The 25639-nt window shown below is 62.9% G+C and carries 23 protein-coding genes; 12 read left to right on the forward strand and 11 right to left on the reverse strand.

Going from position 1 to position 25639, the window contains the following annotated elements; genetic code table 11:
* Window positions 1-346: 346 nt before the first annotated feature.
* Window positions 347-793 (forward strand): hypothetical protein, encoded by a 447-nt coding sequence (locus F1735_RS23995; RefSeq protein WP_167239265.1) that lies wholly within the window; start codon window positions 347-349, stop codon window positions 791-793.
* A 117-nt stretch (window positions 794-910) separates the two neighbouring features.
* Here F1735_RS23995 and F1735_RS24000 read toward each other — a convergent pair whose 3' ends face one another.
* The 3 genes from F1735_RS24000 to ppsR form a co-directional block, all read right to left on the reverse strand.
* On the reverse strand, window positions 911-1345 hold the full coding sequence (locus F1735_RS24000) for a hypothetical protein (RefSeq protein WP_167239266.1): 435 nt from the start codon (window positions 1343-1345) through the stop codon (window positions 911-913).
* A gap of 150 nt (window positions 1346-1495) precedes the next feature.
* Window positions 1496-7162 carry a DUF3320 domain-containing protein gene (locus F1735_RS24005; RefSeq protein WP_167239267.1) on the reverse strand — a complete coding sequence of 1889 codons (5667 nt, stop codon included), beginning with the start codon at window positions 7160-7162 and terminating at the stop codon, window positions 1496-1498.
* Window positions 7163-7165: 3 nt separating this feature from the next.
* Window positions 7166-8014 carry a posphoenolpyruvate synthetase regulatory kinase/phosphorylase PpsR gene (gene ppsR, locus F1735_RS24010; RefSeq protein ID WP_166878825.1) on the reverse strand — a complete coding sequence of 283 codons (849 nt, stop codon included), beginning with the start codon at window positions 8012-8014 and terminating at the stop codon, window positions 7166-7168.
* Window positions 8015-8271: 257 nt separating this feature from the next.
* Here ppsR and ppsA point away from each other — a divergent pair, with 257 nt between their 5' ends.
* Window positions 8272-10626 (forward strand): phosphoenolpyruvate synthase, encoded by a 2355-nt coding sequence (gene ppsA / locus F1735_RS24015; RefSeq protein ID WP_229505930.1) that lies wholly within the window; start codon window positions 8272-8274, stop codon window positions 10624-10626.
* Between the two features lie 84 nt (window positions 10627-10710).
* Here the strand turns inward: ppsA and F1735_RS24020 are convergent, their stop codons facing one another.
* The gene (locus tag F1735_RS24020) at window positions 10711-11343 is read right to left on the reverse strand and encodes a TetR family transcriptional regulator (protein WP_167239269.1); all 633 of its coding nucleotides are present in this window, start codon (window positions 11341-11343) and stop codon (window positions 10711-10713) included.
* Between the two features lie 129 nt (window positions 11344-11472).
* Here F1735_RS24020 and F1735_RS24025 point away from each other — a divergent pair, with 129 nt between their 5' ends.
* The 4 genes from F1735_RS24025 to F1735_RS24040 all read left to right on the forward strand — a co-directional run bounded on the left by F1735_RS24025 (window position 11473) and on the right by F1735_RS24040 (window position 14505).
* Complete coding sequence (locus F1735_RS24025) at window positions 11473-12132, forward strand: O-methyltransferase (protein WP_167239270.1); 660 nt, start codon at window positions 11473-11475, stop codon at window positions 12130-12132.
* A 185-nt stretch (window positions 12133-12317) separates the two neighbouring features.
* Entirely contained in the window at window positions 12318-12740 is a 423-nt protein-coding gene (locus F1735_RS24030) for an NfeD family protein (RefSeq protein WP_167239271.1), read from the forward strand.
* 62 nt (window positions 12741-12802) lie between these two features.
* Entirely contained in the window at window positions 12803-13702 is a 900-nt protein-coding gene (locus F1735_RS24035; protein WP_370664038.1) for an SPFH domain-containing protein, read from the forward strand.
* Between the two features lie 8 nt (window positions 13703-13710).
* Window positions 13711-14505: an SDR family oxidoreductase gene (locus F1735_RS24040; protein WP_167239273.1), complete on the forward strand. Its 795-nt coding sequence runs from the start codon at window positions 13711-13713 to the stop codon at window positions 14503-14505.
* A gap of 28 nt (window positions 14506-14533) precedes the next feature.
* Here the strand turns inward: F1735_RS24040 and F1735_RS24045 are convergent, their stop codons facing one another.
* The 4 genes from F1735_RS24045 to F1735_RS24060 form a co-directional block, all read right to left on the reverse strand.
* A complete protein-coding gene (locus F1735_RS24045) occupies window positions 14534-15142 on the reverse strand; it encodes a DUF4124 domain-containing protein (RefSeq protein WP_167239274.1) in 609 nt (202 codons plus the stop codon).
* 105 nt (window positions 15143-15247) lie between these two features.
* Window positions 15248-15517, reverse strand: coding sequence for an FAD:protein FMN transferase (locus F1735_RS24050; RefSeq protein ID WP_167239288.1), 270 nt, complete (start codon window positions 15515-15517; stop codon window positions 15248-15250).
* A gap of 307 nt (window positions 15518-15824) precedes the next feature.
* Entirely contained in the window at window positions 15825-16406 is a 582-nt protein-coding gene (locus F1735_RS24055) for a DUF4360 domain-containing protein (RefSeq protein ID WP_222853062.1), read from the reverse strand.
* A 62-nt stretch (window positions 16407-16468) separates the two neighbouring features.
* A complete protein-coding gene (locus F1735_RS24060) occupies window positions 16469-17065 on the reverse strand; it encodes a DUF4360 domain-containing protein (protein ID WP_167239276.1) in 597 nt (198 codons plus the stop codon).
* Between the two features lie 329 nt (window positions 17066-17394).
* Here F1735_RS24060 and lepB point away from each other — a divergent pair, with 329 nt between their 5' ends.
* Window positions 17395-18063, forward strand: coding sequence for a signal peptidase I (gene lepB / locus F1735_RS24065; RefSeq protein WP_167239277.1), 669 nt, complete (start codon window positions 17395-17397; stop codon window positions 18061-18063).
* A gap of 106 nt (window positions 18064-18169) precedes the next feature.
* Window positions 18170-19369 (forward strand): multidrug effflux MFS transporter, encoded by a 1200-nt coding sequence (locus F1735_RS24070; protein ID WP_167239278.1) that lies wholly within the window; start codon window positions 18170-18172, stop codon window positions 19367-19369.
* Window positions 19370-19415: 46 nt separating this feature from the next.
* On the opposite strand, the gene smpB is transcribed toward F1735_RS24070, so the two are convergent.
* The gene (smpB, locus tag F1735_RS24075) at window positions 19416-19865 is read right to left on the reverse strand and encodes an SsrA-binding protein SmpB (RefSeq protein ID WP_054262876.1); all 450 of its coding nucleotides are present in this window, start codon (window positions 19863-19865) and stop codon (window positions 19416-19418) included.
* A gap of 73 nt (window positions 19866-19938) precedes the next feature.
* Between smpB and F1735_RS24080 the strand changes: the two genes are divergently transcribed.
* Window positions 19939-20370, forward strand: a complete 432-nt coding sequence (locus F1735_RS24080) for a type II toxin-antitoxin system RatA family toxin (RefSeq protein WP_166878796.1) — start codon at window positions 19939-19941, stop codon at window positions 20368-20370.
* Window positions 20363-20704 (forward strand): RnfH family protein, encoded by a 342-nt coding sequence (locus tag F1735_RS24085; RefSeq protein ID WP_167239279.1) that lies wholly within the window; start codon window positions 20363-20365, stop codon window positions 20702-20704. Before F1735_RS24080 ends, F1735_RS24085 begins: the two co-directional genes overlap by 8 nt.
* A gap of 28 nt (window positions 20705-20732) precedes the next feature.
* On the opposite strand, the gene F1735_RS24090 is transcribed toward F1735_RS24085, so the two are convergent.
* Window positions 20733-21251: a DUF4124 domain-containing protein gene (locus F1735_RS24090; protein ID WP_167239280.1), complete on the reverse strand. Its 519-nt coding sequence runs from the start codon at window positions 21249-21251 to the stop codon at window positions 20733-20735.
* A gap of 153 nt (window positions 21252-21404) precedes the next feature.
* Between F1735_RS24090 and guaB the strand changes: the two genes are divergently transcribed.
* Window positions 21405-22868: an IMP dehydrogenase gene (gene guaB / locus F1735_RS24095; protein ID WP_166884105.1), complete on the forward strand. Its 1464-nt coding sequence runs from the start codon at window positions 21405-21407 to the stop codon at window positions 22866-22868.
* A gap of 119 nt (window positions 22869-22987) precedes the next feature.
* Window positions 22988-24598 carry a glutamine-hydrolyzing GMP synthase gene (gene guaA, locus F1735_RS24100; RefSeq protein ID WP_167239281.1) on the forward strand — a complete coding sequence of 537 codons (1611 nt, stop codon included), beginning with the start codon at window positions 22988-22990 and terminating at the stop codon, window positions 24596-24598.
* Between the two features lie 98 nt (window positions 24599-24696).
* Here the strand turns inward: guaA and F1735_RS24105 are convergent, their stop codons facing one another.
* Window positions 24697-25551, reverse strand: a complete 855-nt coding sequence (locus F1735_RS24105; protein ID WP_167239282.1) for a Crp/Fnr family transcriptional regulator — start codon at window positions 25549-25551, stop codon at window positions 24697-24699.
* Window positions 25552-25639: the final 88 nt, after the last annotated feature.

Here is a 25639-nt window from a genome sequence, read left to right on the forward strand (position 1 = left end):
CATTCTTCATCCATCTGGCGCAGGTCGAAATCAGTGAGAGGCGTGGGCTTTTTTAACAAGATTGCACATCATACATTGAACTGAGTTTCCAGGCAGAAAAATTGTCTGCGGGGAGGTGATTGGTTACATTAGAGGTGCGACCAGCAACCAAAAATAACTTGAACGTCTACGAAAATAAGACGATGGAACCGGGGCAATCTTTCCATCAAGTATTCTCGGATGGGAAATATGTTTATGATCCACGTGTGTCGCAGAATCCGATCCCCAAGGGAGACTGGCTGCAACACATGAAGAATATTAACCCGGACGGCATAACAATCCAGCAAAAATAATCGAGGTGCAAAGAATGTCTGACACAGTAAACGGCCGCGAATTAATTGGTTGCATTGAACAGCTGGGTGAGCTGGCGTGGGCGAAATTTGAAACACGTTATCCCACCTTTTCTATTAAGGGAAGTCCGCCATCCAGTGAAGATCGTTCAGGGCGTCCGCCTTATGCAAGCTTTCGATTCGAACACGAAATAGCTGATGTGATTAACAAAATTCAAGATGCAGTCAAGCGTTATCAAGGAAATGTAGAGTGGGCAATGGAAGGTCATCAACGGGTCAGTTTCCCGGATACGACGAATTGGATGATTTGTCCGAAAAAAATGCTCGAAGTCAAACAACTCGCGCGGGCGCAAGATCTCACGCCAGGACAATATTTGGAAAAATCCGATCCGGAGTTTGGACCGGTGGCTTACACCGACATGCTGAATCTGACCGCACATTTACAAAGGGAATTTGGGCTGTGATCTTGTGGTGATCGCGACGATCAGGATTTTTGGCCCATTTCCCAGCACTTTCAGCCACAGCGTCGGAGCCTCTCGGACTGACTATTGATAGAGCGAACTCTGCCACGCATGCATGACTCATGCGTCGGTTACCGTGTCTGTCACCTTGGTCTCTGTTGCCGCCCGCCCTCGTCGGCGCCGATTGAGCCAATGCGCGACCCACAGGAGCAGGGCAGGCCAGAGCGACACCGCGATGCACCACAGCAGACATGGAACCAGGCCCATTGTCATGTTACCCAAGCTCGACATTCCCACGACGGCCGCAAAGCCCAGCACACTGGCAAGGAAAAGAATTGCCGAGAACAGCCAGCGGTTGCCCTTTCCTGCCACGGCAAGCATGATGCCGGGAGAAATAGCCGACCCCACCACCAAAAAAATCCCCCCGCCCAGCTTTACGAGCATAAAGTACGCCGTGACCAGCAGGAACAGCATCAAACCGACGTGGAAATACCAGGGAAGGTACTTCGGTTGGTGCGCCAGTGAAGTGGACGTGCTTTCGGCGTGCGTGTTCATGCAGCTTCTTTCAGGTCAGCGACGGATTCGTCGCGACATGCGGTGTTGGCCGGCCGAGATGACCTTGAACGCCCGCGGAACAGCGCTGCGCGCAGTCGCCACAGCTGCCGTGTCGCCCTCCGGCTGTCGATTCGCATGCGCGTCCACGCCCTACAGCGAGCGCACGTGGTCCGACAGCACCAGCACCGGCCCGCTCGCCACCAGCACCATTTCGCGCACCATCAGGTTCAGCCGCATCTGCACCGCGTCGCGCAGCGGTCCCTGGATCGGTTTGAATCCGAACATTTTCAGCACCCCCTTCACAATCTCTTCCTGGCTGGCGCCGAAGTGGCGTTCCACCACCTGGATGATGGCCACCTCAATCTCTTTTGGCGGCAGCATGTCCGCGCGGCGCAGCCCCTCCGAATCGACAAAGGTGCGGTCGCGCGGCGTCACCGGGCTGCCCGGCTTCCACACAAAGCCGTTCAGGCGCGCCACCAGGCCCTGAGCCACGGCCGCATCGACTGCGCGCTCGGTGGCCGCCGCCATGCGCGGGCCGACCCGCTGCAAGCCCCAGGTATTGCGCAGCCGGACCACGATTTCGTCCAGATGCACCGGACCTTCGATGTAGACGATCTGCTCGACCAGGTCGACCAGCACGTCCAGCGGCGCGTCGTGCAGTTCGTAGTCGCCGGCGGGTTTTACCAGCACCGCTTCCACATAGCGGTTCCTGCGCTGCGGCGCTTCCTCGGCCGGCGTGATCGCCACTTCGGTGAGGATTTCGCGTTCGATCTGCACCCCTTGCGGCGGTGGCGGCTTGTGCAGCTTCTTGCTTTCTTCGGCGCGCAGGTCGAGCGTCTTGCGCGCTTCGTTGATGGCGGCGATGGTGCGCTGCAGCTGCTCCTGCGGGCGCTGGAACCAGTCGGTGCTCCAGATGCGGTGGATGATCCAGCCGTGGTCTTCCAGCACCGCCTGGCGCAGGCGGTCGCGGTCGCGCGCGGAACTCGACGAGTGATACGCCGCGCCGTCGCATTCGATCCCCAGCAGGTAGCGCCCCGGACGATCCGGGTCGGGAATGGCCAGGTCGATGAAGAAGCCGGCGATGCCCACCTGCGGATGGACCTCGAAGCCGCGCTCCTGGAGTGCGTTCGCCACTTCGACTTCGAACAGGCTGTCGTAATCGCGCCCGCTGCGTACGGCCATGCCCAGCTGTCCGGTGCGCGCATAGCGCAGGAACAGTTTGAAGGCCTGCACACCCTTGCCCTTGCCGCGTTCGAGGTCGATGTCTTCATCGGTGATCGACGCGAATACCTCGCAGCGGCGCTTGGCGCGGCTGATCAGGACATTCAGGCGTCGTTCGCCGCCGTCCGCGCTCAATGGTCCGAAGCGCATGTGTACCGTGCCGTTGGCATTGCGCCCGTAACCGACCGAAATGAGGATCACATCGCGCTCGTCGCCCTGCACGTTTTCGAGGTTCTTGATAAAAAACGGCTCGCTCGGATGCGACTGGAAAAAGCTCTCGGCGCGCTGGTCGGCGCGGCGCAGCACTTCCAGCTGGTCTTCGATGGCCTTGCGCTGCGCCACCGAGAAGGTGGCCACCCCCAGCGAATGCTGCGCCGACTGCAGCGCGTGGCGCATGATGGCCTCGGCCACCGCCTTCGCTTCCTGCTCGTTGGTGCCGGTATTGCCGGTGTCGAAAACGCCGTCCGCCACGTGTGTGAACGACAGGCCCATGCCCGCTTCCTGCGTGTACGGACTCGGTACGATGAACAGTTTGTTCTCGTAGAACTGGCTGTTCGATACCGCGATCAGCGACTGGTGGCGGCTGCGGTAGTGCCAGCGCAGCATGCGCTGCGGCAGGCCACGCGCGGTAAACAGCCCCAGAATGCTTTCGATGTCGGACACCTGCGCTTCGCCGCCGTCGGTTTCCTCCTCGCTGGCATTGTCGTCGGTCAGCTTGGCAAAAAAGCGCGTCGGCGGCAACTGGCGTTCGTCGCCCACCACCACCACCTGGCGGCAGCGCGCAATCGCGCCGAGGGCGTCGACCGGCTGGATCTGGCTCGCTTCATCCATCACCAAGAGGTCGAAGGTGAGCAAGCCCGGTGGCAGGAACTGCGCCACCGACAAGGGGCTCATCATCAATACCGGCTTGATCGCCTGGATCGCCGGCGCCGCCTTGAGCATCAACTGGCGAATCGGCATGTGGCCGCGCCGGCGCGCCAGTTCGCCGCGCAGCACGCCCAGCGGGCCGATCGCGCTGCCGCCTTGCGGAATGCGCTGGAAGTGCGCACGCGCCACCTGGAGCCCGGCGGCGCTGATGCGCTGGTGGTCCAGTTGCACGAACTGCTGCACTTCGCTGTCATGCACCTGGCCGTCGAAACTGGCCAGGGCCGGCTCGGCGCGCACCTGGGATGCGTACAGCGCTTCGAAGTAACTCATGTTGAACGAGGCCGGCGCCGCGCCGGTGGAGAGGCGGCCGCTTTCCATCTCGTCGACGAAGCGCGCCATGCCCATCAAGCGCGCCATGCCGCTGCGCTCGCGCCAGGTGACCCAGCGCGACAACTGCTCGGCGTAGGTGATCCAGTCGGCGAAGCGCACCAGCAGGTCGGCAATCGGCACCTGTGCCGCGCTGTCGGTGCCGAACAGCGACTGGGCGTCGGCGCACAGCGTTTCGAACAAGCCTTCGAGTTCGTTGTTCCAGGCGATGTAGCCCTGTTCCAGCGCCAGCGCGCGCTGCAAGGGCAGGTTGCGGTCGTCGTGGCGCGCCACCATCGCCGGCAGCGCCGGATTGGCGTTGATCCATTGCGCCGCGCCGATCAAAAAGCTCCAGTCCGAGGCCGCGCCTTGCCAGTGCGAGCCGAACGCCTGTTCGCCCAGCACGCGCGCGTCGTCGATGCTGGCCGCGATGCGCTGCGCCGTGATCAGGGCGTCCAGCACCGGCAGCAGGTCGGACAAATGGGCCGGCCGGAACGCCAGCGCGCTGCGCACCGTGCCCAGGGCCGCGTCGAGGGCGACGACAAAGGTGCCTACTTCGGCCAGGTTGGCATGTTCGACCGTCAGGATGTCGGGGAACATGTGGCGGATCGCCGCGCCGCAGTCGTTCCAGCAGTCGCGCAGCAGGGTCAAGGTGTTCTCGAGCGAGCGCTGGACGTGGTCCACGCGCACGCCGAGGGCAGGGCGGTCGCTCACGCTGGCGGCGATCAGGCGCGGTTCCGGCCCCATGCCGCGCAGGGTGCGCATCCACGCCACCAGGGCGCGCAGCGGCGCCGGCGACGAGCGCTCGGCGCGCCAGTCGCCGCCAAAGGCGGTGCGTCCGAGCTGCTCGTTCTCGCGCAAGAAGCGCATGGTTTTCTGGCCGGCCGAGAGACGGTCCAGGATGTCGATCTGGCTGACCAGCTCAATGTCCGGATTGCGCAGCACCGATTTGATCAGGCCATTGGCGCGCCGCCAGTCCTCGCGCAAAAAGCGCAGCATGCTGCTGCCGTGGATGGCAAGTAGCTGGCGCACGCCGCTCAGGTCAAGGTCCCAGGCTTCGTCGAGCACCTTGTCGGCCAGCCAGGTGCGGGCCTCGTGCAAGGTGGCCACCGCCTCGGCCAGGTCGGCGGCCTGCTCGATGCCGTGGTCCCAGACGCTGGCCGACAATACCTCGGCGCTGACGTCCGGCGCGCAGGCGATGCGCTGGCCCAGCACCAGGGCCTTGCCGATCTCGGACAAGGTGTCTGTGCGCGCCGCGGCGCCCAGGTGTTCGCGCAGGCGTTCGGTGTCTTGCAGCAGCGTCGGCAACTGCACCGCCAGGCGCGCCAGGCGCCCGAAAGCCGCGTCGCTCATCCCGGCCGGCAGGGGGCGCAGCGCCTGACGCACCGGTTTCAGGTCGAGATGCCAGGCGTCGGGCGTGGCTTTTCCTTCCAAAAAGGTGACCAGTTGCGCGTACTGCGCGCCCTGTTCCACCAGGTTGGTCATGTCTTCGCGCTGCGTGGTCCACACGGGCGACGACAAGGCCTGGCGCGACAGGCGCGGCGCGTTGGCCACGCGCTGCGCCATGTCGGCGATGCCGGCAAAATCGGCGCAGCTGTCGGGCGGGCCCATGTCGAGCGCGGCGGCCAGGGTAGTCTGGCTGGCCGCCAGTTCCGACAAGCCGCCGCTGGCGCGCGTGATGCGTTGGGCGAGGCGCTCCATTTCGGTCGGCGAGATATTCGTCATGCGCACCCCGCGCCACGGGTGCTGCGAGGGCAGGCCCATCTCGGCCAGGCGCTGCGCCAGTTCGCTCACCAACTGGTAGCGCTGCGCGCGTTCGTCCGGCGTCCAGGTTTCGGGCTGGTCGAACGGGTTGTTCAAAGGCGCCACGCGCTGGCGCTGCAGTTCGGTGATGTGGCCGATCACCTGGTAGGGCGTCAGGCGCGCCACCGGATGCTCGGCGTGCATGCGGTCCGCATGGCCGTTGAGGGTGTCGCGCGCCAGTTGCAGGCGCGCGTTGAGGGTGGCGGGCAGTTCGCCGCGCGGCGCGCCCAGGTCGGCGGTGCGGCGCAGTTCTTCCAGCAGCACGCGCTTGTTGGCCTTGTTGCTGTGCAGTTCGAGGCAGGCGTCGCCCACGCCGGCATGATCGAGGCGGCGCTTGACCACGTCCAGCGCGGCCATTTTTTCGGCCACGAACAGCACGCTCTTGCCGTCGGCGACCGCCGAGGCGATGATGTTGGCGATCGTCTGCGACTTGCCGGTGCCGGGCGGGCCCTGGATCACCAGGTTGCGCCCGCTGCGCACGTCGTGTACGGCCAGCGCCTGCGAGCTGTCGCAGTCGACGATGTGCAGCAGTTCGGAAGGCGGGATGACGGCGTCGATCGGGGTGCCGTCCGGGATCGTCAAGGTGTCGCTGCTAAAGCCGTCCGACAGCAGGCCGCGCATCAGCGGCTGGCCGAGCAGGCCTTGCTGCACCGGCCACACCGACGGATCGAGATCGCGGTACATCAGGAATTTGGCGAACGAGAAGAAACCCATCACCACGTCGTCGGCGAGCACCTTCCAGTTTTCTTTCGAGGCGATCGCTTGCGACACCTCGTTGATGTAGGCGGTGGGGTTGAAGTCGTCGCCGGTCTCGAAGGCGGGCAGGGTGATGCCGTGTACGCGGTGCAAAAAGGCTTCGAGCGAGAGGTTGGCCGACAGTTCTTCCTGGCGCCAGCGCAGCTTGAACTGTTCGGCCGCGTTGCCGCGCTGGAGACTGACCGGTATCAGGATCAGCGGCGCGTAGCGGATGTTCCTGGCATTGGCCGGGTCGATCCATTTCAGGGTGCCGAGCGTCAGGTACAGGATGTTGACGCCCTGTTCTTCTTCCAAGGTCCGGGCGTCGTTGTACAGGTCGAGCAGGCGCTTTTGCAGGCCCTTGGAGGTCAGCTTGGTCTGCAGCTTGGTGTCGTTATGGCGCAGCATGACGCCGTTTTCATCGACTTCCTCGTCGGGCTGGGCCAGTTCGTCGTGTACGCCGGCGTCTTCGGCCAGCTGCGCCGCGGTGGCCACGAAGGCCGCGCTGTGCCCGGGCAGGAAGGTGAGCGCGCGGTTTTCCGTGACCAGCATGCGGAAAATATCGCTCGAACGCTCGTCGATCACGTCGATGATGCGGGTCGACTTGGCCGAACGCGGAATGTTCAGCAGCCGGTTGCGGGCCGACAGGTCGAGCAGTTCCATGCGCGCGCGTTCGAGCTTGTCGTGCGCGCTCAGGTTGCGATCAAGGAATTCCGAGATCTTTTCCTGCGCCGCATCGGGCGCCGCGCCGGCCACGGGTCCGGCTGCGCCATCGGCCGCGCCATCGGCCAGGGGATCGATCTTCTTGCTTTCAGCTTCACTCATGAATTAATACTCGCGCCGATCCGGTTTGATTTCCTGCAAAATGGTGGTGGCGATTTCCTCGATGGACTTGGTGGTCGACGACAGCCAGCGGATGCCTTCGCGCTTCATCATCAGCTCGGCCTCGTTGACTTCGTAGCGGCAATTCTCGATCGATGCGTACTTGCTGCCGGCGCGCCGCTCATGGCGGATTTCGGACAGGCGCTCCGGCGTGATCGACAGGCCAAAAATCTTGTCGCGGAACGGTGGCAGCGACGAGGGCAGACGGCCGCGCTCGAAATCGTCGGGAATGAGCGGATAGTTGGCCGCTTTGATGCCGTACTGCATCGCCAGGTACAAGCTGGTCGGGGTCTTGCCCGAGCGCGACACGCCCACCAAGATCACGTCGGCGGCCGACAGGTTCTTGTGCGACTGCCCGTCGTCGTGCGCCAGCGAGAAATTGATCGCTTCGATGCGGTTCTTGTACTCCTGGCTGTCGACAATATTGTGCGAGCGCCCGATGGTGTGGGTCGACTTGACGCCCAGTTCCTGTTCCAGTGGGGCAACAAAAGTCTGGATCAAGTCCATGTGCATGCCGCGCGACTGCCGGATCACGTTCGACAGGTCGGGCTTGACCAGGGTCGAAAACACGATCGGGCGCTGGCCGTCGGTGGTCAAGGCCTCGTTGATCTTGCGCGCCGCGTCGTACGCCTTGTCGAGCGTATCGATAAACGGCAGGCGTACCTGGCGGAAACGCATTTCGAACTGGGTGAGGACGGCGTGGCCGAATGTCTCTGCGGTAATACCTGTACCGTCGGAAACGAAAAACACGGTCCGGGCGGAGGTGGGCAGGGGTGGGCGTGGTTCTGTGGTCATATTTGTCGTGTCGGCTTCCTGTGCTGCCAATGTTTCAAGTTGTGCGCTGTAAATTCGCGGCGCAAGCTGTAAAATGCTCTGCAACGCATCAATTGTGCGGCACGGCCCCAAGAATAACAAGAAAACATAGTCAGTTCCGCCCTGCGACCAGATTTCTACTATCAGTAAGGGTGTTTGTCATGACCAACTTGTCTACCGCAGCATTGAAGGAACCGGATCGCACTGGCGTCTACGTGGCATCGTTCGAAACATTGCGCATGACGGATGTCGAATCCGTCGGCGGCAAGAACGCTTCGCTCGGCGAAATGATCAGCCAACTGGCTGGCGCCGGCGTGCGCGTGCCGGGCGGCTTTGCCACCACGGCCGACGCCTTCCGCGACTTCCTCGCGCATGGCATCGACGGCGGCCCGTCGCTCGGCGACCGTATCGCGACCCGTCTCGAAGGCTTGAACATCGACGACGTGCGCTCGCTCGCCGTTGCCGGCGCCGAGATCCGCAAATGGATCGTCGAAACGCCGTTCCAGGCCCGCCTGGAAGACGAAATCCGCACCTTCTACGCGCGCCTGGTGGCCGATTCCGAAGTCGAAATGTCGTTCGCCGTGCGTTCCTCGGCCACCGCCGAAGACTTGCCTGATGCCTCGTTCGCCGGCCAGCAGGAGAGTTTTTTGAACGTGGTCGGCATCGACAATGTGCTCGAAGCCATGAAGCACGTGTTCGCGTCGCTGTACAACGACCGCGCGATTTCCTACCGCGTACACAAGGGCTTTACCCACGCCGAAGTGGCCCTGTCGGCCGGCGTGCAGCGCATGGTGCGCTCGGACCTGGGTGCCGCCGGCGTGATGTTTACGATCGATACCGAATCGGGTTTTAAGGACGTGGTGTTCGTCACCTCCAGCTATGGCCTGGGCGAGACGGTGGTGCAGGGCGCGGTCAATCCCGACGAATTCTATGTACACAAACCGATGCTGGAACGGGGCAAGTCGCCTGTGATCCGCCGCAATATCGGCTCCAAGCTGGTGAAGATGGAATTTACCAGCGAGGCCAAGGCCGGCCGTTCGGTCAAGACCGTCGACGTGCCGATCGAAATGCGCAACCGTTATTCGCTTAACGACGCAGAAGTGGTGGAACTGGCCAAGTACGCCGTCATCATCGAAAACCACTACGGCCGTCCGATGGACATCGAGTGGGGCAAGGATGGCCGCGACGGCAAGCTGTACATCCTGCAAGCGCGTCCCGAGACCGTCAAGTCGCAGCAAAAAGCCACCGACGCCCAGCAGCGCTTCAAGCTCAAAGGCAGCGGCACGGTGCTGGCGCAGGGCCGCGCCATCGGCCAGAAGATCGGCGCGGGCCGCGTGCGCGTGATTCACGATCCGTCCGAAATGGAAAGGGTGCAGCCGGGCGACGTGCTGGTGGCCGACATGACCGACCCGAACTGGGAACCGGTGATGAAGCGCGCATCGGCCATTGTCACCAACCGTGGCGGGCGTACCTGCCACGCGGCGATCATCGCGCGCGAACTGGGCGTGCCGGCCGTTGTCGGTTGCGGCGACGCCACCGAAACGCTGAAAGACGGCATGCTGGTCACCGTCTCCTGCGCCGAAGGCGACGAGGGCATGATCTACGACGGCTTGCTGGAAACGGAAGTGTCGGAAGTGGCGCGCGGCGAACTGCCGCCGATCGCCACCAAGATCATGATGAACGTCGGGAACCCGCAGCTGGCCTTCGACTTCCAGTCGATTCCGAACGGCGGCGTGGGCCTGGCGCGCCTGGAGTTCATCATCAATAACAATATTGGTGTACACCCGAAAGCGATTCTCGAGTATCCGAACATCGATGCCGACCTGAAAAAAGCGGTGGAATCGGTCGCGCGCGGCCATGCTTCGCCAAAGGCGTTCTACGTCGACAAGCTGGCCGAAGGGATTGCGACGATTGCCGCCGCGTTCTGGCCGAAGCCGGTCATCGTGCGCCTGTCCGACTTCAAGTCGAACGAGTACAAGAAGCTGATCGGCGGTTCGCGCTACGAGCCGGATGAAGAAAACCCGATGCTCGGTTTCCGCGGCGCCGCGCGTTACCTGTCGCCGGACTTTGCCGAGTCGTTCGAGATGGAATGCGCCGCCATGAAACGCGTGCGCAACGACATGGGCCTGACCAACGTCGAGATCATGGTGCCGTTCGTGCGTACCCTCGGCCAGGCCGAAAAAGTGGTCAACCTGCTGGCCAAGAATGGCTTGAAGCGCGGCGAAAACGGCCTGCGCCTGATCATGATGTGCGAAGTGCCGTCGAATGCGATTCTGGCCAACGAGTTCCTGCAGCACTTCGACGGTTTCTCGATCGGTTCCAACGACCTGACCCAGCTCACGCTCGGCCTGGACCGCGATTCGGGCATGGCGCTGCTGGCGGCCGACTTCGACGAGCGCGATCCGGCGGTCAAGGCGCTGCTGTCGATGGCCATCAAGGCTTGCCGCGAGCAGGGCAAGTACATCGGCATCTGCGGCCAGGGGCCGTCGGACCATCCGGACTTTGCGGCATGGCTGATGGGCGAAGGCATCGAGTCGATGTCCTTGAATCCCGATTCGGTGATCGATACCTGGCAGAAGCTGGCCTCGTTGTAATACATCGCTACCCGGCGTGACTGCGCCGGTGCGACCATCGAACCCGTCGTTTCCCTCAATTGCGGAAACGACGGGTTTTTAGTTTCAAGCCCCCTCCAGCCGCTCCAGGTACGCGCAGAACATGTCGGCCATGGCATCGGCATAGGCTGCGATTTCCGGCAAGCTGCGCGGGCTTTCCGAAAAATCCTTCCCCACGGTGCTCATTGTCGCGGTGACCAGGTCGCAGGCCAGCGCGCGGCTGGCGCGAGCGGCATGCGGCAGCAGTTCCTGCATGAAGTCCTGGAAGATGTCGCCCCCCGCAGTCTTCGCCGCCTGCGCTTCCGGCGCATCGCGGTAGAGTGGCGCCGCGTCGCCCAGCGCCACGCGCATGCCGGCTTCCTCGCACTCGGAACGGATGAAGGCGTGTACCAGCGCGCGCAAGCGTTCGAGCGCCGGCTTGTCCCGCTCCTCCAGGATCGTGCGCAGCATGTCCGTGGTCTGCCGCCATTCGTCGCTTTGCAGCCGGAACAGGATGGCCGCCTTGTTCGGGAAATACTGGTACACCGAGCCGATACTCACGCCCGCCCGCTCGGCCACCCGCGCCGTCGTAAACCGCGGCGCGCCTTCCTGCTCCAAAACCTGAATAGCCGCTTCCAGAATGGCCGACACGAGTTCGGTCGACCGGGCCTGCTTGGGTGCCTTGCGCGAGGAGATTTGCGGGGTCGGACGTTTGCTCATGGGTACCCTGGCAGCGCAAAAAAATGCGATTAGAAAATGTGACTGATTCCTCATATTATAACAACACGACGAAGCAGTCGCATTTTTTAACCGGGCGCCGAGCGCGTCCACATTCGGATCGGACACACCATGACCAATACATTGACTACCGCTCCGCTGCCGGCCTTGCTGGAGCGCCTGTTCGCCCAGGCGGCATCGGCCACCAGCCCCGCGCTGGCCGCCATGTCGCAGGAAGAGCGCGCGCGTCTCATGCTCAGCAAAACCGGCTACGTGGAGTTTTACAGCCGCCTGAAGGAGCTCTGGCTGCCGGTCTCGCGCGACACCGGAACCTTGCTCTACATGCTGGCGCGCAGCACGCGGGCCAGCTCCATCGTCGAATTCGGCACCTCCTTCGGCATCTCGACCCTGCACCTGGCCGCCGCCCTGCGCGACAACGGCGGCGGGCGCCTGATCACCAGCGAATTCGAGCCGTCCAAGGTGGCGAAGGCGCGCGAGCACCTTACGGAAGGCGGCCTGATCGACCTGGTGGAGATCCGGGAAGGCGATGCGCTCCGCACCCTGGCGGCCGGCCTGCCCGACCCGGTCGACCTGTTGCTGCTCGATGGCGCCAAGGCGCTGTACCGCGATGTGCTGGCGCTGCTGGAAGGACGCCTGCGGCCGGGCGCCCTGATCATCGCCGACAACGCCGACGACAGCCCGGAATACCTGGCCTACGTGCGCGCGCCCGCCAGCGGCTTTTTGTCGGTGCCGTTTGCGGGCGATGTGGAAGTGTCGCTCAAGGTGGGCTGAGGCGACCAGGCGCGGTAATCTGTAGTTGACACTTTCCCAGAACCGGCTAGACTAAGCGCATTAAAGTCCATCCAACAAACCCATTATAAAAACCGACTTTTCAACAGATTCGCACCCTCGTCGTCCATCCCGGGCCACGGGGGTTTTTGTTTTTTACAACTTGCGGTCCCTTTTGGAGGAGTGTCATGGCTGACTGGACGTGGTGGCTGGCGCTGTCTGGCGCACTGGTAATTCTGGAACTCTTCACGGGCACCTTCTACCTGCTGATGATCGCCATCGGCGTAGCGTGCGGCGCGATCACGGCGTCGATCGGCTACAGCACGCCGGCCCAGATCCTGACCGCCGCCGTGGTCGGCGTGATCGCCACCGGGCTGCTGCACCGCAGCCGCTTCGGCGCGCCCGCTCGCCAGGATGCCGCGCGCGACCCGAACGTGAACATGGACATCGGCCAGAGCGTCGTCGTCGCCACCTGGACCGACGGCAAGGCGCGCGTCATGTACCGCGGCGCGCCCTGGGATGTGCAACTCGGCCCCGGCGCACTGGCTGAAGCGGGCAGTTTCAGGATCGTGGAAGTGCAGGGCAGTCGCCTGATCGTCGCCAACAGCTAACTGACAGCTAACTAACAGCTAACAACAAAGAGGAGAAACAGGCTATGGAAGGTTCCGGAATAATGACACTCATCGTTCTCGGCGCGGCGGTGGTGTTCGTCGTCATGGCGGTCAATGTGGTGCCGCAGCAGCACGCCTGGGTGGTCGAACGCCTCGGCAAGTACCACAAGACCCTGGTGCCGGGCCTCTCCATCGTGGTGCCGTTCATCGACCGCATCGCCTACAAGCACATTCTCAAGGAGATTCCGCTCGACGTCCCGCCGCAGGTGTGTATCACGCGCGATAACACCCAACTGCAGGTGGACGGCATTTTGTACTTCCAGATCACCGATCCGATGCGCGCCTCGTATGGCTCGTCGAACTACCTGGCGGCCATCACCCAGCTGGCCCAGACCACCCTGCGCTCGGTGATCGGCAAGATGGAGCTCGATAAAACCTTCGAAGAGCGCGATCACATCAACGTCACCATTGTCAACGCGATCGACGAATCGGCCGCCAACTGGGGCGTCAAGGTGCTGCGCTATGAAATCAAGGACCTCACGCCGCCGCAGGAAATCCTGCACGCAATGCAGGCGCAGATTACCGCCGAACGCGAGAAACGCGCGCTGATCGCGGCCTCGGAAGGGCGCAAGCAGGAGCAGATCAACATCGCCACCGGCGAGCGCGAAGCGGCCATCGCCCGCTCGGAAGGCGAGAAGCAGGCCTCGATCAACCGCGCCGAAGGGCAGGCCAAGGCCATCGTGGCGCTGGCCGAAGCGAACGCCGAAGCGCTGCGCCAGATCGCGGCCGCCATCCGCGAGCCGGGCGGGCAGGATGCGGTCAACCTGAAGGTGGCCGAGCAGTACGTGCATGCGTTCTCGGAACTGGCCAAGACCAACAATTCGATCATCGTGCCGGCCAACCTGGGCGAGATGAGCGGCTTGATCGCCAGCGCCATGCAGATCGTGAAAACCCAGAAATAGGAGCGGCCATGCGCGTGATCGTCATTACCGGCAGTTCGGACGGCATCGGCGCCGACATGGCGCGTCAGCTGGCCGCCCGCGGCGGCGAGGCGGTGGCGCTGGTGCTGGCCGCCCGCAATGGCGCCATGCTCGATGCGGTGGCGGGGCAGTGCCAGGCGCTCGGCGCGCAGACGCTGGCCGTGCCGACCGATGTATCGGTGCAGGCAGAGTGCATCGCGCTGATCGACGCGGCGGTGGCGCGTTTCGGCCGCATCGACGCCTTGATCAACAACGCAGGGCGCTCGGCCCACGCCTTGTTCGAGGACGTGCGCGACCTGGGCTGGTACGAAGACCTGATGCGGGTGAACCTGTGGGGCAGCGTGTGGTGTACGCATGCGGCCCTGGCGCACCTGAAGGCGTCGCGCGGGCGCATCGTGGCGGTGTCGTCGCTGGCGGGACTGGTCGGCGTGCCGGGACGCACCGCCTACGCGGCGACCAAGTTCGCCATGGCCGGATTTTTCGAAGCCTTGCGCGCCGAATTGAAAGGCGCGGGCGTGAGCGTGACGACCGCCTATCCGGGCGTGGTGGCCACCCGGATCCGCCATCACGGTTACAACGCGGCAGGGCAGCAGCTGGGCAAAAGCTTGCTCAAGGAAGAGGGCGCGATGCCGGTGGAAGAATGCGCACGCCTGATCATCGAGGGCATGGAGGGGCGCAGGCGCGAGGTGGTCATGACCGCCAAGGGCAAGGCCGGGCGCTTCCTCAAGCTGGTTGCGCCGGGCCTGGTCGAAGAGATGGCGCTGGCGGCGGTCAAGGCGTCGTAGTGGGCTTGCGAGCCGATGCCGGCGCCCCTTATCGGCAGGCGCGCGCGACGCGCCGTTCGGCTTCGGTGATCGCGGCATCGCGCTGGGGGTCCGAAATGAAGTTGCGATTCCCCTTGTTGTCGACGGTATGGACGCCGCGCCCATCCCTCACGACGGCCAATTGCTGGCGCTCGTTGTTGCACTCAATGGACTTGTTCTTGGCGCGGATTTTGGCATTCTCGGCTTCCAGCTTCTCGGCAGCCAGTTTTTGCTCATACTCGCTTTTCGAAGCGCCTCCCGGCGCAGCTTTCTGGGTGGCTGCCGGCTTTGCTTGCGCCGGTACGCCTGGCTGGACCGGCGCCGGAACATGCACCGGCGGCGGCATCGACGCAGTCGGCTTGCGGCTCGGGTCCCAGTTGGCGCCGGGACGGTCGTCGGCGTAGCGCTCTTTCTTTTCCGCCAGCTTTTGCTGCCTGACCAAGGCATTGCGCTCGGCCAGGGTCGGCATCTTTTTCGCGTAGGCACTGGCCGATGGCGGGCACGGCGCGTTCTGGTAGATCGGGTGGCCGTTTGCGCCTTTGCATTTGTACAGGCCGGCGTGGGCGCCGCTGCACAGGCTGGCGAGGATGAGCGTGAGGTAAAGCGAACGTGTCTGCATGCTGGTCGGGGTGATGGGATGTCTGAAAGTGAAAGCGCGGGGGCTTGGGCGTGCGTGGCGCCGCAGATTCTGGCAGCAATGGTTGTACTAAGCAAGCAATCTTGCTCAAATAGTCAGGCTGAGGACGGTGCTAAGTGAGCTTGCTCTGTGCTGGCAGAATGAGCGCGTCATGGCCGCCAGAGCGGGGGGGGGGGCGCCACGGCGTGAGCTTGCCATGGCGCCATTACTCAGTCCACCCAGCGCGCTGCAACTGCCATCGCGCTCGCGCCGCATGACGGGCAGGACCGTGTCGCCGAACGCCGCCAGGTCGCCGCCCGCGTTGACGCAGCCTGCGCGCGCGCCTCTGTGCCGCATGGCGCGCAGGGCCCGGTCGATGGCGTATCCTTTCGGCGGCGCGCTTGTCCTGTTTCAAAATGTTGTCGAGGTAATTGACCTGGCGCACTACGCTGGGGGGCCGCGATCGGCGTTGATGACGTCGATGGCAGCCTTGTCGGCGCCGCGACTGTTTCCGAACCCTTCACCCGTCCCAGCATTGTGCCTTGCTAATCTCTTCGTAAGCGGAGACGACCTGCCAGCGTCTTTTCGTGCCGAGCGCGCACCTGACGGCACTTTGAATGGCTCTTGTCAGCCGGCGTCACGGCGGTGCGGGACTGTCCGACTCGGCGAATTCACATTCTCGATATCAATTGCATTTTTTAACATCTAGATGATAAACCATTGCTGCGGTCGTACCGTCGCTGCTATCGAGCGACACCATGGCGTCAGCGCCGCCGCTGAGCCCAAGTTTTATCCTGACGTTGAGTTTGGCGTCGATACCGCATCCGATCCGTTTCATTTGCCCCGCGCCGATGTTTTCGGTGAAAATATAGTCACCTTCATGGACGCCTTTGACCTTCCGCCTGAAGACGCGGCCGTGCTCGTTCCCCTGCGGGGCCAGTGCATACTGGACCTCAAGCGAGGCTTCCTGGGAGGAAGCGAGTTTTGCAAATCCCCGGTAGTCGACTTTGTACACGCCCAATGACATATTCGCAGGCAAGTTTAACGAATGCAAAATATGGCATACTTTGCTTGCCGCCCCTGCCGTCACGGCCGAGGTGGCGGTGCTGGTGTCGATGTGAAACTTGTCGAACAATATGCTGAGTGTTGTCCGATCGGGGGAGACAACTACCGAGTAACTTCCGGCGGGACAGCCATCTTGCGCCCCATACGCCGGCAGCGTAAGGGCGGCACCACAGGCCAGCAGAATTTTCATGTGCAAACGCATGGTCACCACTCCCCTTGTTGCAGTCAGATCCGGCAGGGTCTTGCCGGATCGCACAAATTTTATCAGCTTCCGCACTTGCGCCATTGCAGTTGGTAAATGATACCTGCGTTGACATCTTGTGAGTCGATTGACGATACCGCCTCTTTATTGGCAACGGTTTTCACTTTCATGCTCGAATTGGTCCGCAAGTTCACGTCGGCACCACATCCAGACCACACCATCGACTCAGCAACAAGTTCGTTGTTGATCAGATAGTCCTCATCGATCGCCCCTCGGAAGCTGCGCTGAAATGCAGGGCCCTTCGTTCCCGCGAAGAAATACTCCACATTAAACTGTGATGATGCCGCGTCTGGCAAGCGATTAAAGCCGCGGTAATCAATTTTCATGACGGCAACGCTCATTCCCTGTGGCACGTGCACGGGGATCGCAATATTGCAGCTTTTCCGGTCAAAGCTTTTGCCGGTCGTCCCGCCAACGGATATCTGATATTGATCGAACAGCAAGCTTAAGGACTTGGCATCCGGACTGAGGGTGGCTGACACGGATCCCGCAGGGCAACCGGTGCCGCCGTAACCTGGCGTCCCAAGAGAAATGTCATCCGCAGCGAATGCCGGAGCGGATAAGACGAGAGCCGAAAATACGAAAATGCCTGATTTCATGTGAATCTCCTGGTAGAAGGAATGCACTGCGGAGGACGAACGCGTCTGGCAGTCATTACAGCGTACGGAACGCATGGACGTACATTAATCGTCGCAATCTTTCTTAGGTGTATTGTTCCAGTTTCATCTGTAAGCATTGGTAAGCAGCCGGCGCTACGTGAGCATTGGCAGTTCAACAGTGTACGCACACAATCCAGATATGACACAGTAAGACTGGGAGGATCGTTTTACGTGAAAACACAACCATCAACTCGTGTGATTACACTCAGTTAAGCATCGCTAAAGACGCGCCGCGTATAACTTGCTCACCACTTACACAGGAGACTGAAATGAAAAAACTGGTGCGCGAGAACAAGGCTTGGCTGGTATTTCTATTGTTATTCGGACTGTTCCGGACCGCTGTCGCGGACTGGAATCCGATTCCATCGGGCTCGATGCGGCCCAACCTGCTCGAAGGCGACGTGGTCTTCGTCAACCGACTCGCCTACAACGTCAAGATTCCCCTGACCGACGTGGTGCTGGCGCGCGTCGGCGAGCCGCAGCGCGGCGATGTGGTGACGTTTTCCTCGCCGGCGGACGGCACGCGCCTGATCAAGCGCCTGGTCGCGCTGCCGGGCGACATTGTCGAAATGCGCGACGAGCAGCTCATCATCAATGGCCAGCCGGCCAGTTACGCCGCCGCCGGCACGGCGCTCGAGCCGCTCGGGGACGGCACCCGGGTCGCCGCCCAGAACGTCGACGAAACCTTCGCCGGTCACCGGCGCCGCATCCAGGTCATTCCGGAACTGATGGCGCCGCGCAGCTTCGGGCCGGTGACCGTACCCCAGGACCAGTTCATGATGCTCGGCGACAATCGCGACCGCAGCGCCGATTCGCGCATGGTGGGCATGGTGGCGCGCCATCTGCTGATCGGGCGCGCCGAGCGCATCCTGGCCTCGGCCGCCATCGACGGCAACTGGATGCCGCGCACGGAGCGCTTCGGCATGAAGATGCCGTAAGGCTGTGTTGTTACTGGCTCTCCGGTAACTTTTCACAAATGCCGGTAAAATTGCGGGCTCGGTTGGCCGCATGGTGCGCTGCCGTCTTTACATAAGGCTTTACCGCATGCAGCGTATGTTAACAGTGATCCTGGCTTGCCTGGGGATGGTAGGCGCCCTCGCCATCGATACCTACCTGCCGTCCATCCCGGCGATCGGGCGCGAATTTGCCGTCGGCCCGCTGGCGGTGCAGCAAACGCTGAGCGTGTTCCTGTTCACCTTTGCTTTCATGATGTTGTTCTACGGCACCTTGTCGGACTCCTTCGGGCGCCGCCCGGTGATCCTGATCGCGCTGGCGGTGTACACGCTGGCCTCGCTCGGCGCGGTGTTCGCGCCCAGCTTCGGCGTGCTGCTGGCTTGCCGCGCCTTGCAGGGGCTGGCGGCGGGCGCCGGCTCGGTGATCGGGCAAGCCATCGTGCAAGACCGTTTTTCGCACGACCAGGCGCATGCGCAGCGCATCATGTCGCACATCATGATGGTGTTCGGGCTGGCGCCGGCCATCGCCCCGGTGCTGGGCGGCTACCTGCACGTGCATTTCGGCTGGCGCTCGACCTTTGTATTCCTGGCCATGTTCGGCGCCTTGATGATGCTGCTCGTGTATCGCGGTTTGCCGGAAAGCTTGCCCAAGGCGCAGCGCCATGCTTTTCATGGCATTGCGATCGCAAAAAACTATCTGAAGGTGCTGCGCCATCCGCAATTTTTGCTGCTGTCGCTGGCGGTCGGGCTGGCGTTCAGCGGTCTGTCGCTGTACATCGGGTCGGCGGCCAATTTCGTCATGGATATCCTGCACCTGCCTGAGACGGCATTTGCGTGGCTGTTCATTCCGATGATCGGCGGCATGGTGGTCGGTTCGGCGTGGGGCGGCAAGGCGGCCGCGCGGATCGCCCCGGCGACGATGATGTGGCTCGGGTTCGGCATCATGGCGCTTGGCAGCGTGATCAGCATCGGCTACAACCTGCTGTTCGTGGCCGCCATCCCGTGGGCGGTGCTGCCGCTGGCGGTGTACACCTTCGGCCTGGCGGTGGCCATGCCGGCGATCCAGGTGGGCGCCTTGTCGCTGTTTCCGCACAACCGGGGCCTGGCCTCGTCGATGATGTCGTTCATCCAGATGATGGCGTTCGCGCTGGTGTCGGGCATGCTGGCGCCGCTGCTGTTCGACAGCGCCCTGAAACTGGCGTACGGGGTGGGCGGCTCGCTGGTGCTGAGCTTTTTGTGTTGGCGCTTGAGTTTGCTGGTGGCGCGGCCTGCGGTGCAGCAGGTGGCGTAAGCGCCGCCGTTCCCGCCCGGGGCGGGAACGGCGCTGTGACAGCCTGTCAGCGGCTGTGCGTCTTCATGGCGGCGGCAACCTCGCGCTTGCCGTCGCGTTCTTTCTCGGTGGCGCGCTTGTCGTGCTGCTTCTTGCCCTTGGCAAGGCCAATCTCGCACTTCACGCGGCCACCCTTGAAGTGCAGGTTGATCGGCACCAGGGTATAGCCGGAGCGCTCGACCTTGCCGATCAGCTTGTCGACTTCGGCGCGGTGCAGCAGCAGCTTGCGCGTGCGCACCGCTTCGGGGTGGGTAAATGACGACGCGGTCGAGAGCGCGCTGATATGCGCGCCGAACAGGAACAGCTCGTCCCCGCGTACGACCACGTACGCCTCCTTGATCTGGACGCGCGAATCGCGAATCGCCTTGACTTCCCATCCTTCGAGCACGATACCGGCTTCGTAACGGTCCTCGATGAAGTAGTCGTGGAATGCTTTTTTATTGTCAACAATACTCATGAAATGGCTAAAGTGCGCGGTTCGGTTAAACTACTGATGCAACATACCCAACATCATAGCAAACGGTTGATTAATGGCAGTAGTACACAAAACAGTATTTTTGGCTTACAGCGCCGAACAGATGTTCGACCTGGTGGCCAAAGTGGAAGATTATCCCAAATTCCTGCCCTGGTGCGGCGGCGTGAAGCTCATCGAGCGGACCGACGACTCATTGACGGCCAGCCTGGCGATTCACTTCCACGGCGTGAAGCAAAGCTTCACGACCCGCAATATCAACACGCGGCCGACCCAGATGAAAATGAAACTGGTGGACGGCCCGTTCAAGTGCATGGACGGCACCTGGACGTTCAAGGCGCTGCGTGCCGATGCCTGCAAGGTCGAATTCGACCTGCACTACGAATTTTCAAGCATGATACTCGAACAATTGATCGGGCCGGTGTTCGGCGTCATCGCCAACAGCATGGTCGACTCGTTCTGCAAGCGCGCCGAGACGGTATATGGTTGATTCCGTGGTGGGTTCCCTGGCCGATGTCAAGGCCGATCCGGTGGGCGGGAAGTTCACGGTCCAGGTCTGCTACGCCACGCCGCTGCGCGAGTACCTGCAGGAGCTGACGGTGGAGCAAGGCTGCACGATCGAACAGGCGATCCTCCGCAGCGGCGTGCTCGAGGAGATACCCGGGATCGACCTGGCGCTCCAGCCGGTGGGCCTGTACGGCAAGAAAAAACCGCTGGACACGGTGCTGCGCCCGCGCGACCGCATCGACATCTACCGGCCGCTGGTGGCCGACCCGAAAGAAGCGCGCCGCAAGCGGGCGGAAAAGAAGGCGCAGCCGCTCTGATTGGGCAGAGCGGCCGCGCCCCGGCCGCTTATTTGCAGGCTTCGGCGATGGCTTTGTTGGCGCGCGCCAGTTCGGACGCGCGTTTGGCGTCGTCCATGAACGATTCTTCCCCTTTTTTGTCGGTGGTGGTCACGCGCGTGCCCTGCTCGAGCGTGCGCTTGTAGGTACGCGCGCCTTCGCAGGCAGCCTTGTTCCTGGCCTTGCCGGCCGCTGCGGTGCTGGCCTTCTTGTCCGCCTCTTCCTTGGCCTTGGCGCGCTTGCGGTAGTCCGCTTCGCGGTCGGCCAGGCTTGGCGGCACCTTGTCGTCGGCGGTGGCGGGCACCGCGCCCGGTGCGCTGACCGCAGGGGCCTCGCCAGCTTTGGCGCTGCCGCCCGGCTGCTTGATGATGTTCTTGGCCGGGATGCCTGGTGGCGGCGGGCGGTCCGAGTATTGCTTGGTGCCATTGGCATCGACCCACACGTATTGCGCGTAGGACACAGAGGCGAACAGCATCAGCGCCCCTCCGGCCAGCAGCTGCAATGTTCGTTTTACGTTAAGGTTGGCCATGTGAATCTTTCCGTTAGTAATCAATCCCCGATTTCACCGTGATTTGTCCGGCTTGTCAATGAACTTGGCGCGATTCCGGGCATTTTGAGGGCTTCACGAGACGGCGCACGGGAACTTCTGTATAATTCACTTTTGCGCCAATAGGAAAATGCTATGCGTCTACTTCAAAAAGCACTCACGTTCGATGATGTGCTGCTCGTCCCGGCTTACTCGAATGTCCTCCCAGCCGACACCTCCCTCAAAACTCGCCTGACCCGCAATATTGCCTTGAACATTCCCTTGCTCTCCGCAGCGATGGATACGGTCACCGAGGCGCGCCTTGCCATTGCCATGGCGCAGGAAGGCGGGATCGGCATCATTCACAAGAATCTGTCGCCCAAGGACCAGGCCCGCGAAGTAGCGCGCGTAAAGCGTTTCGAGGCCGGCGTGCTGCGCGATCCGATCACGATCCCGCCGAGCATGAAGATCCGCGACGTGATCGCCCTGACCGAGCAGTACGGCATCAGCGGCTTTCCTGTCGTCGAAGGCAAGACCGTGGTCGGCATCATCACCAACCGCGACTTGCGCTTTGAAGAAGAGCTCGACGCCGAAGCGCGCGAAAAGATGACCCCGCGCGACAAGCTGGTCTACGTCAAGGAAGACGCCGACACCGCCGAAGCGAAGCGCCTGATGAACAAGCACCGCCTCGAGCGCGTGCTGGTCGTCAATGACGAATTCGAACTGCGCGGCCTGATCACCGTCAAGGATATCCAGAAGTCGCACGAGCACCCGTTCGCCTCGAAAGATGCGCAGGGCAAGCTGCTGGTCGGCGCCGCCGTGGGCGTGAGCGCCCGCGACGAAGAGCGCATCGAACTGCTGGTCGCCGCCGGCGTGGACGTGCTGGTGGTCGACACCGCCCACGGCCATTCGCAAGGCATCCTCGACCGCGTGAAGTGGATCAAGGTGCGCTTCCCGCACGTGGACGTCATCGGCGGCAACATCGCCACGGCCGCCGCCGCGCTGGCGCTGGTTGAACACGGCGCGGACGCGGTCAAGGTCGGCATCGGCCCGGGCTCGATCTGCACCACCCGCATCGTCGCCGGCGTCGGCGTGCCGCAGATCACCGCCATTTCCAACGTGGCCGAAGCGCTGGCCGGCACCGGGGTGCCATGCATCGCCGATGGCGGCATCCGCTTCTCGGGCGACATTTCCAAGGCACTGGCCGCAGGCGCATCGAGCGTGATGATGGGCTCCATGTTCGCCGGCACCGAAGAAGCGCCGGGCGAAGTGATCCTGTACCAGGGCCGCAGCTACAAGTCCTACCGCGGCATGGGTTCGCTGGGCGCGATGGCGGACGGCTCGGCCGACCGTTACTTCCAGGATGCGGCGGCCAAGGCCGACAAGTTCGTCCCGGAAGGCATCGAAGGCCGCGTCGCCTACAAGGGCAGCGTGCTGGCGATCATTTACCAGCTGGTCGGCGGCGTGCGCCAGTCGATGGGTTACTGCGGTTGCGCCTCCATCGACGAGCTGCGCGAAAAAGCGGAGTTTGTCGAGATTACCTCGGCCGGCATGCGCGAATCGCACGTGCATGACGTGCAGATCACCAAGGAAGCGCCGAACTACCGTTCCGGCGAATAAAGGCACCCACAACGCGGCGACCGGTTGGCCGCGTTGTTCGCAGCGCGGGCGTCCGTTGCCCGCGAGCGCCGCGTAGTGACACCCATCGTCACCAATTTTGCAATTTCTCCTGGCCCTCCATGCACTCTAAAATTCTCATCCTCGATTTCGGTTCCCAAGTCACCCAGCTGATCGCCCGCCGCGTGCGCGACGCCGGCGTGTTTTCCGAAGTATTCCCGTATGACGTCAGCGACGAATTCGTGCGCAACTACGGCGCCGCCGGCGTGATCCTGTCGGGCAGCCACAGTTCCACCCTGGAAGGCGACGCCCCGCGCGCGCCGCAAGCCGTGTTCGAACTCGGCGTGCCGGTGCTCGGCATTTGCTACGGCATGCAAACCATGGCCGCCCAGCTGGGCGGCAAGGTCGAAAACGGCCTGGTGCGCGAATTCGGCTACGCCGAAGTGCGCGCGCGCAGCCATACCGCGCTTCTCAACGGCATCAACGACTTTGTCACCGACGAAGGCCACGGCATGCTCAAGGTCTGGATGAGCCACGGCGACAAAGTGCTCGACATGCCGCCCGGCTTCAAGCTGATGGGCGACACCCCGAGCTGCCCGGTGGCCGCCATGGCCGACGAGGAACGCCGCTTTTACGCGCTGCAGTTCCACCCGGAAGTGACGCACACGGCGCAGGGCAAGGCGATCATCGGCCGCTTCGTGCATGAGATCTGCGGCTGCAAGTCGGAATGGAACATGCCCGACTACATCAGTGAAGCGGTGGCCAAGATCCGCGAACAGGTCGGCAGCGACGACGTCATCCTCGGCCTGTCGGGCGGGGTCGATTCGAGCGTGGCGGCGGCGCTGATCCACCGCGCCATCGGCGACCAGCTGACCTGCGTGTTCGTCGATCACGGCCTGCTGCGCCTGAACGAGGGCAAGATGGTGATGGACATGTTCGCCAAGAACCTCGGCGTCAAGGTGCTGCGCATCGATGCCGAAGAACAGTTTCTCGGCCACCTGGCCGGCGTGGCCGACCCGGAAGTCAAGCGCAAGATCATCGGACGCGAGTTCGTCGAAGTGTTCCAGGTCGAAGCGGGCAAGCTGAAGAACGCCAAGTGGCTGGCCCAGGGCACGATTTATCCGGACGTCATCGAAAGCGCCGGCAAGGGCAAGAAAGGGCAGACCATCAAGAGTCACCACAACGTGGGCGGCTTGCCGGAAACGCTGAACCTGAAACTGCTCGAACCGCTGCGCGAACTGTTCAAGGATGAAGTCCGCAAGCTCGGCGTGGCGCTCGGCTTGCCGCACGAGATGGTGTATCGCCATCCATTCCCGGGTCCTGGGCTGGGCGTGCGCATTCTTGGTGAAGTGAAGAAAGAGTTTGCCGACCTGCTGCGCCAGGCCGACGCGATCTTCATCGAAGAACTGCGCAACACCCCGTGCGATCTGCCGGCGCTGGAAAGCATCGACGCCGGCGCGGCGCCGAAGAACTGGTACGAAGCGACCAGCCAGGCGTTCGCCGTGTTCCTGCCGGTGAAATCGGTGGGCGTGATGGGCGACGGCCGCACCTATGAGTACGTGGTGGCGCTGCGCGCGGTGCAAACGCTCGATTTCATGACGGCGCAGTGGGCGCACTTGCCGCACAGCTTGCTGGGCAAGGTGTCGAACCGGATCATCAATGAAGTGCGCGGGATCAACCGCGTGGTTTATGATATTTCCGGGAAGCCACCAGCGACCATCGAGTGGGAATGATGCTGGAAGTGCCCCGGGCACTGAATCCGCTCTAAGCCAGCACTGTGAGCGCGCTTTCATGTTGCGGACAGCGCCGCTCCCCTGTCGGCCGCTGCCCGCTACACGAACGCCAGCTCGGCCTGGCCTGAATGAGGCGCTGCGGCGTGTTCGCCGCCGTGCGCGTGGCGCCGCTCGTCCTTGAATTGGTAGGGGGGCAGGGCGCCGCTGGCGCGCCAGATGCCGGGAAGATGGGCTGAACTGGCCGTCAGGTCCGGCAGCAGCAGCGCGGTGGCGTGGCACACCACGTCATAGCACTCGCAGACATGCGCGTGCAAGCCGCTGCGGCTGAGCACGGTGACATGGCCGCGGCGCCAGCGGATGATGCCCCGTTCCTGCAGCCAGCGGGCGGCATCGGTCACGCCTTCGCGGCGCACCCCGATGATGCCGCCGATTTCCTCCTGCGTTGCGGCCAGCTCGTTCGATGATGAGCGATCGAGCATTTGCAGCAAATAGCGGCACAGGCGCTGCCTGGTGCTGTGGTGGCTGTTGCATGCCGCCAGCTGCGAGACCTGCATCAGGCGTGCCTGGGCGTAGCGCAGCAGCAGGCGCAGCAAGGGCCCCTTGTGGTAGAACTCCGCCATCAGTCGTGCCGCGCTGAGCCGGTAGGCGTAGCCGCTGGTCTGCACGACGGCGCGACCGGCGGACCTGTCGCCGCCCATGAATAAGGGGACGCCGAGCATGCCTTCATTGCCGACCCGGTTGATTTCCGAGGTGCCGCCGTTTTCCAGCAGATAGTCGATCGACATGGTTGCTGTGACCGGGAAATAGGCGTAGTCCATTTTGCCGTCCACCTGGTACAGCACATCGCCGCGCTCGAGGGCGATCAGTTCCAGATAGGGCGACAAGCGGTGGTACTCGGCGCGCTCGAGTTCCGCCAACAGGCGATTTTTGGTCGGACTCAGCATGGTAAGCATGACAATGTTCCTGATAGGTGGCGCACGCGACCGTGCGCAGACCATCACATTGGGCTTGCGTGCTCAATACGTCCGTGCGCTGGCACAC

The sequence above is a fragment of the Massilia genomosp. 1 genome, assembly GCF_011682185.1.
In the GTDB taxonomy this organism is placed as follows: Bacteria; Pseudomonadota; Gammaproteobacteria; order Burkholderiales; family Burkholderiaceae_D; genus Telluria_A; species Telluria_A rubra.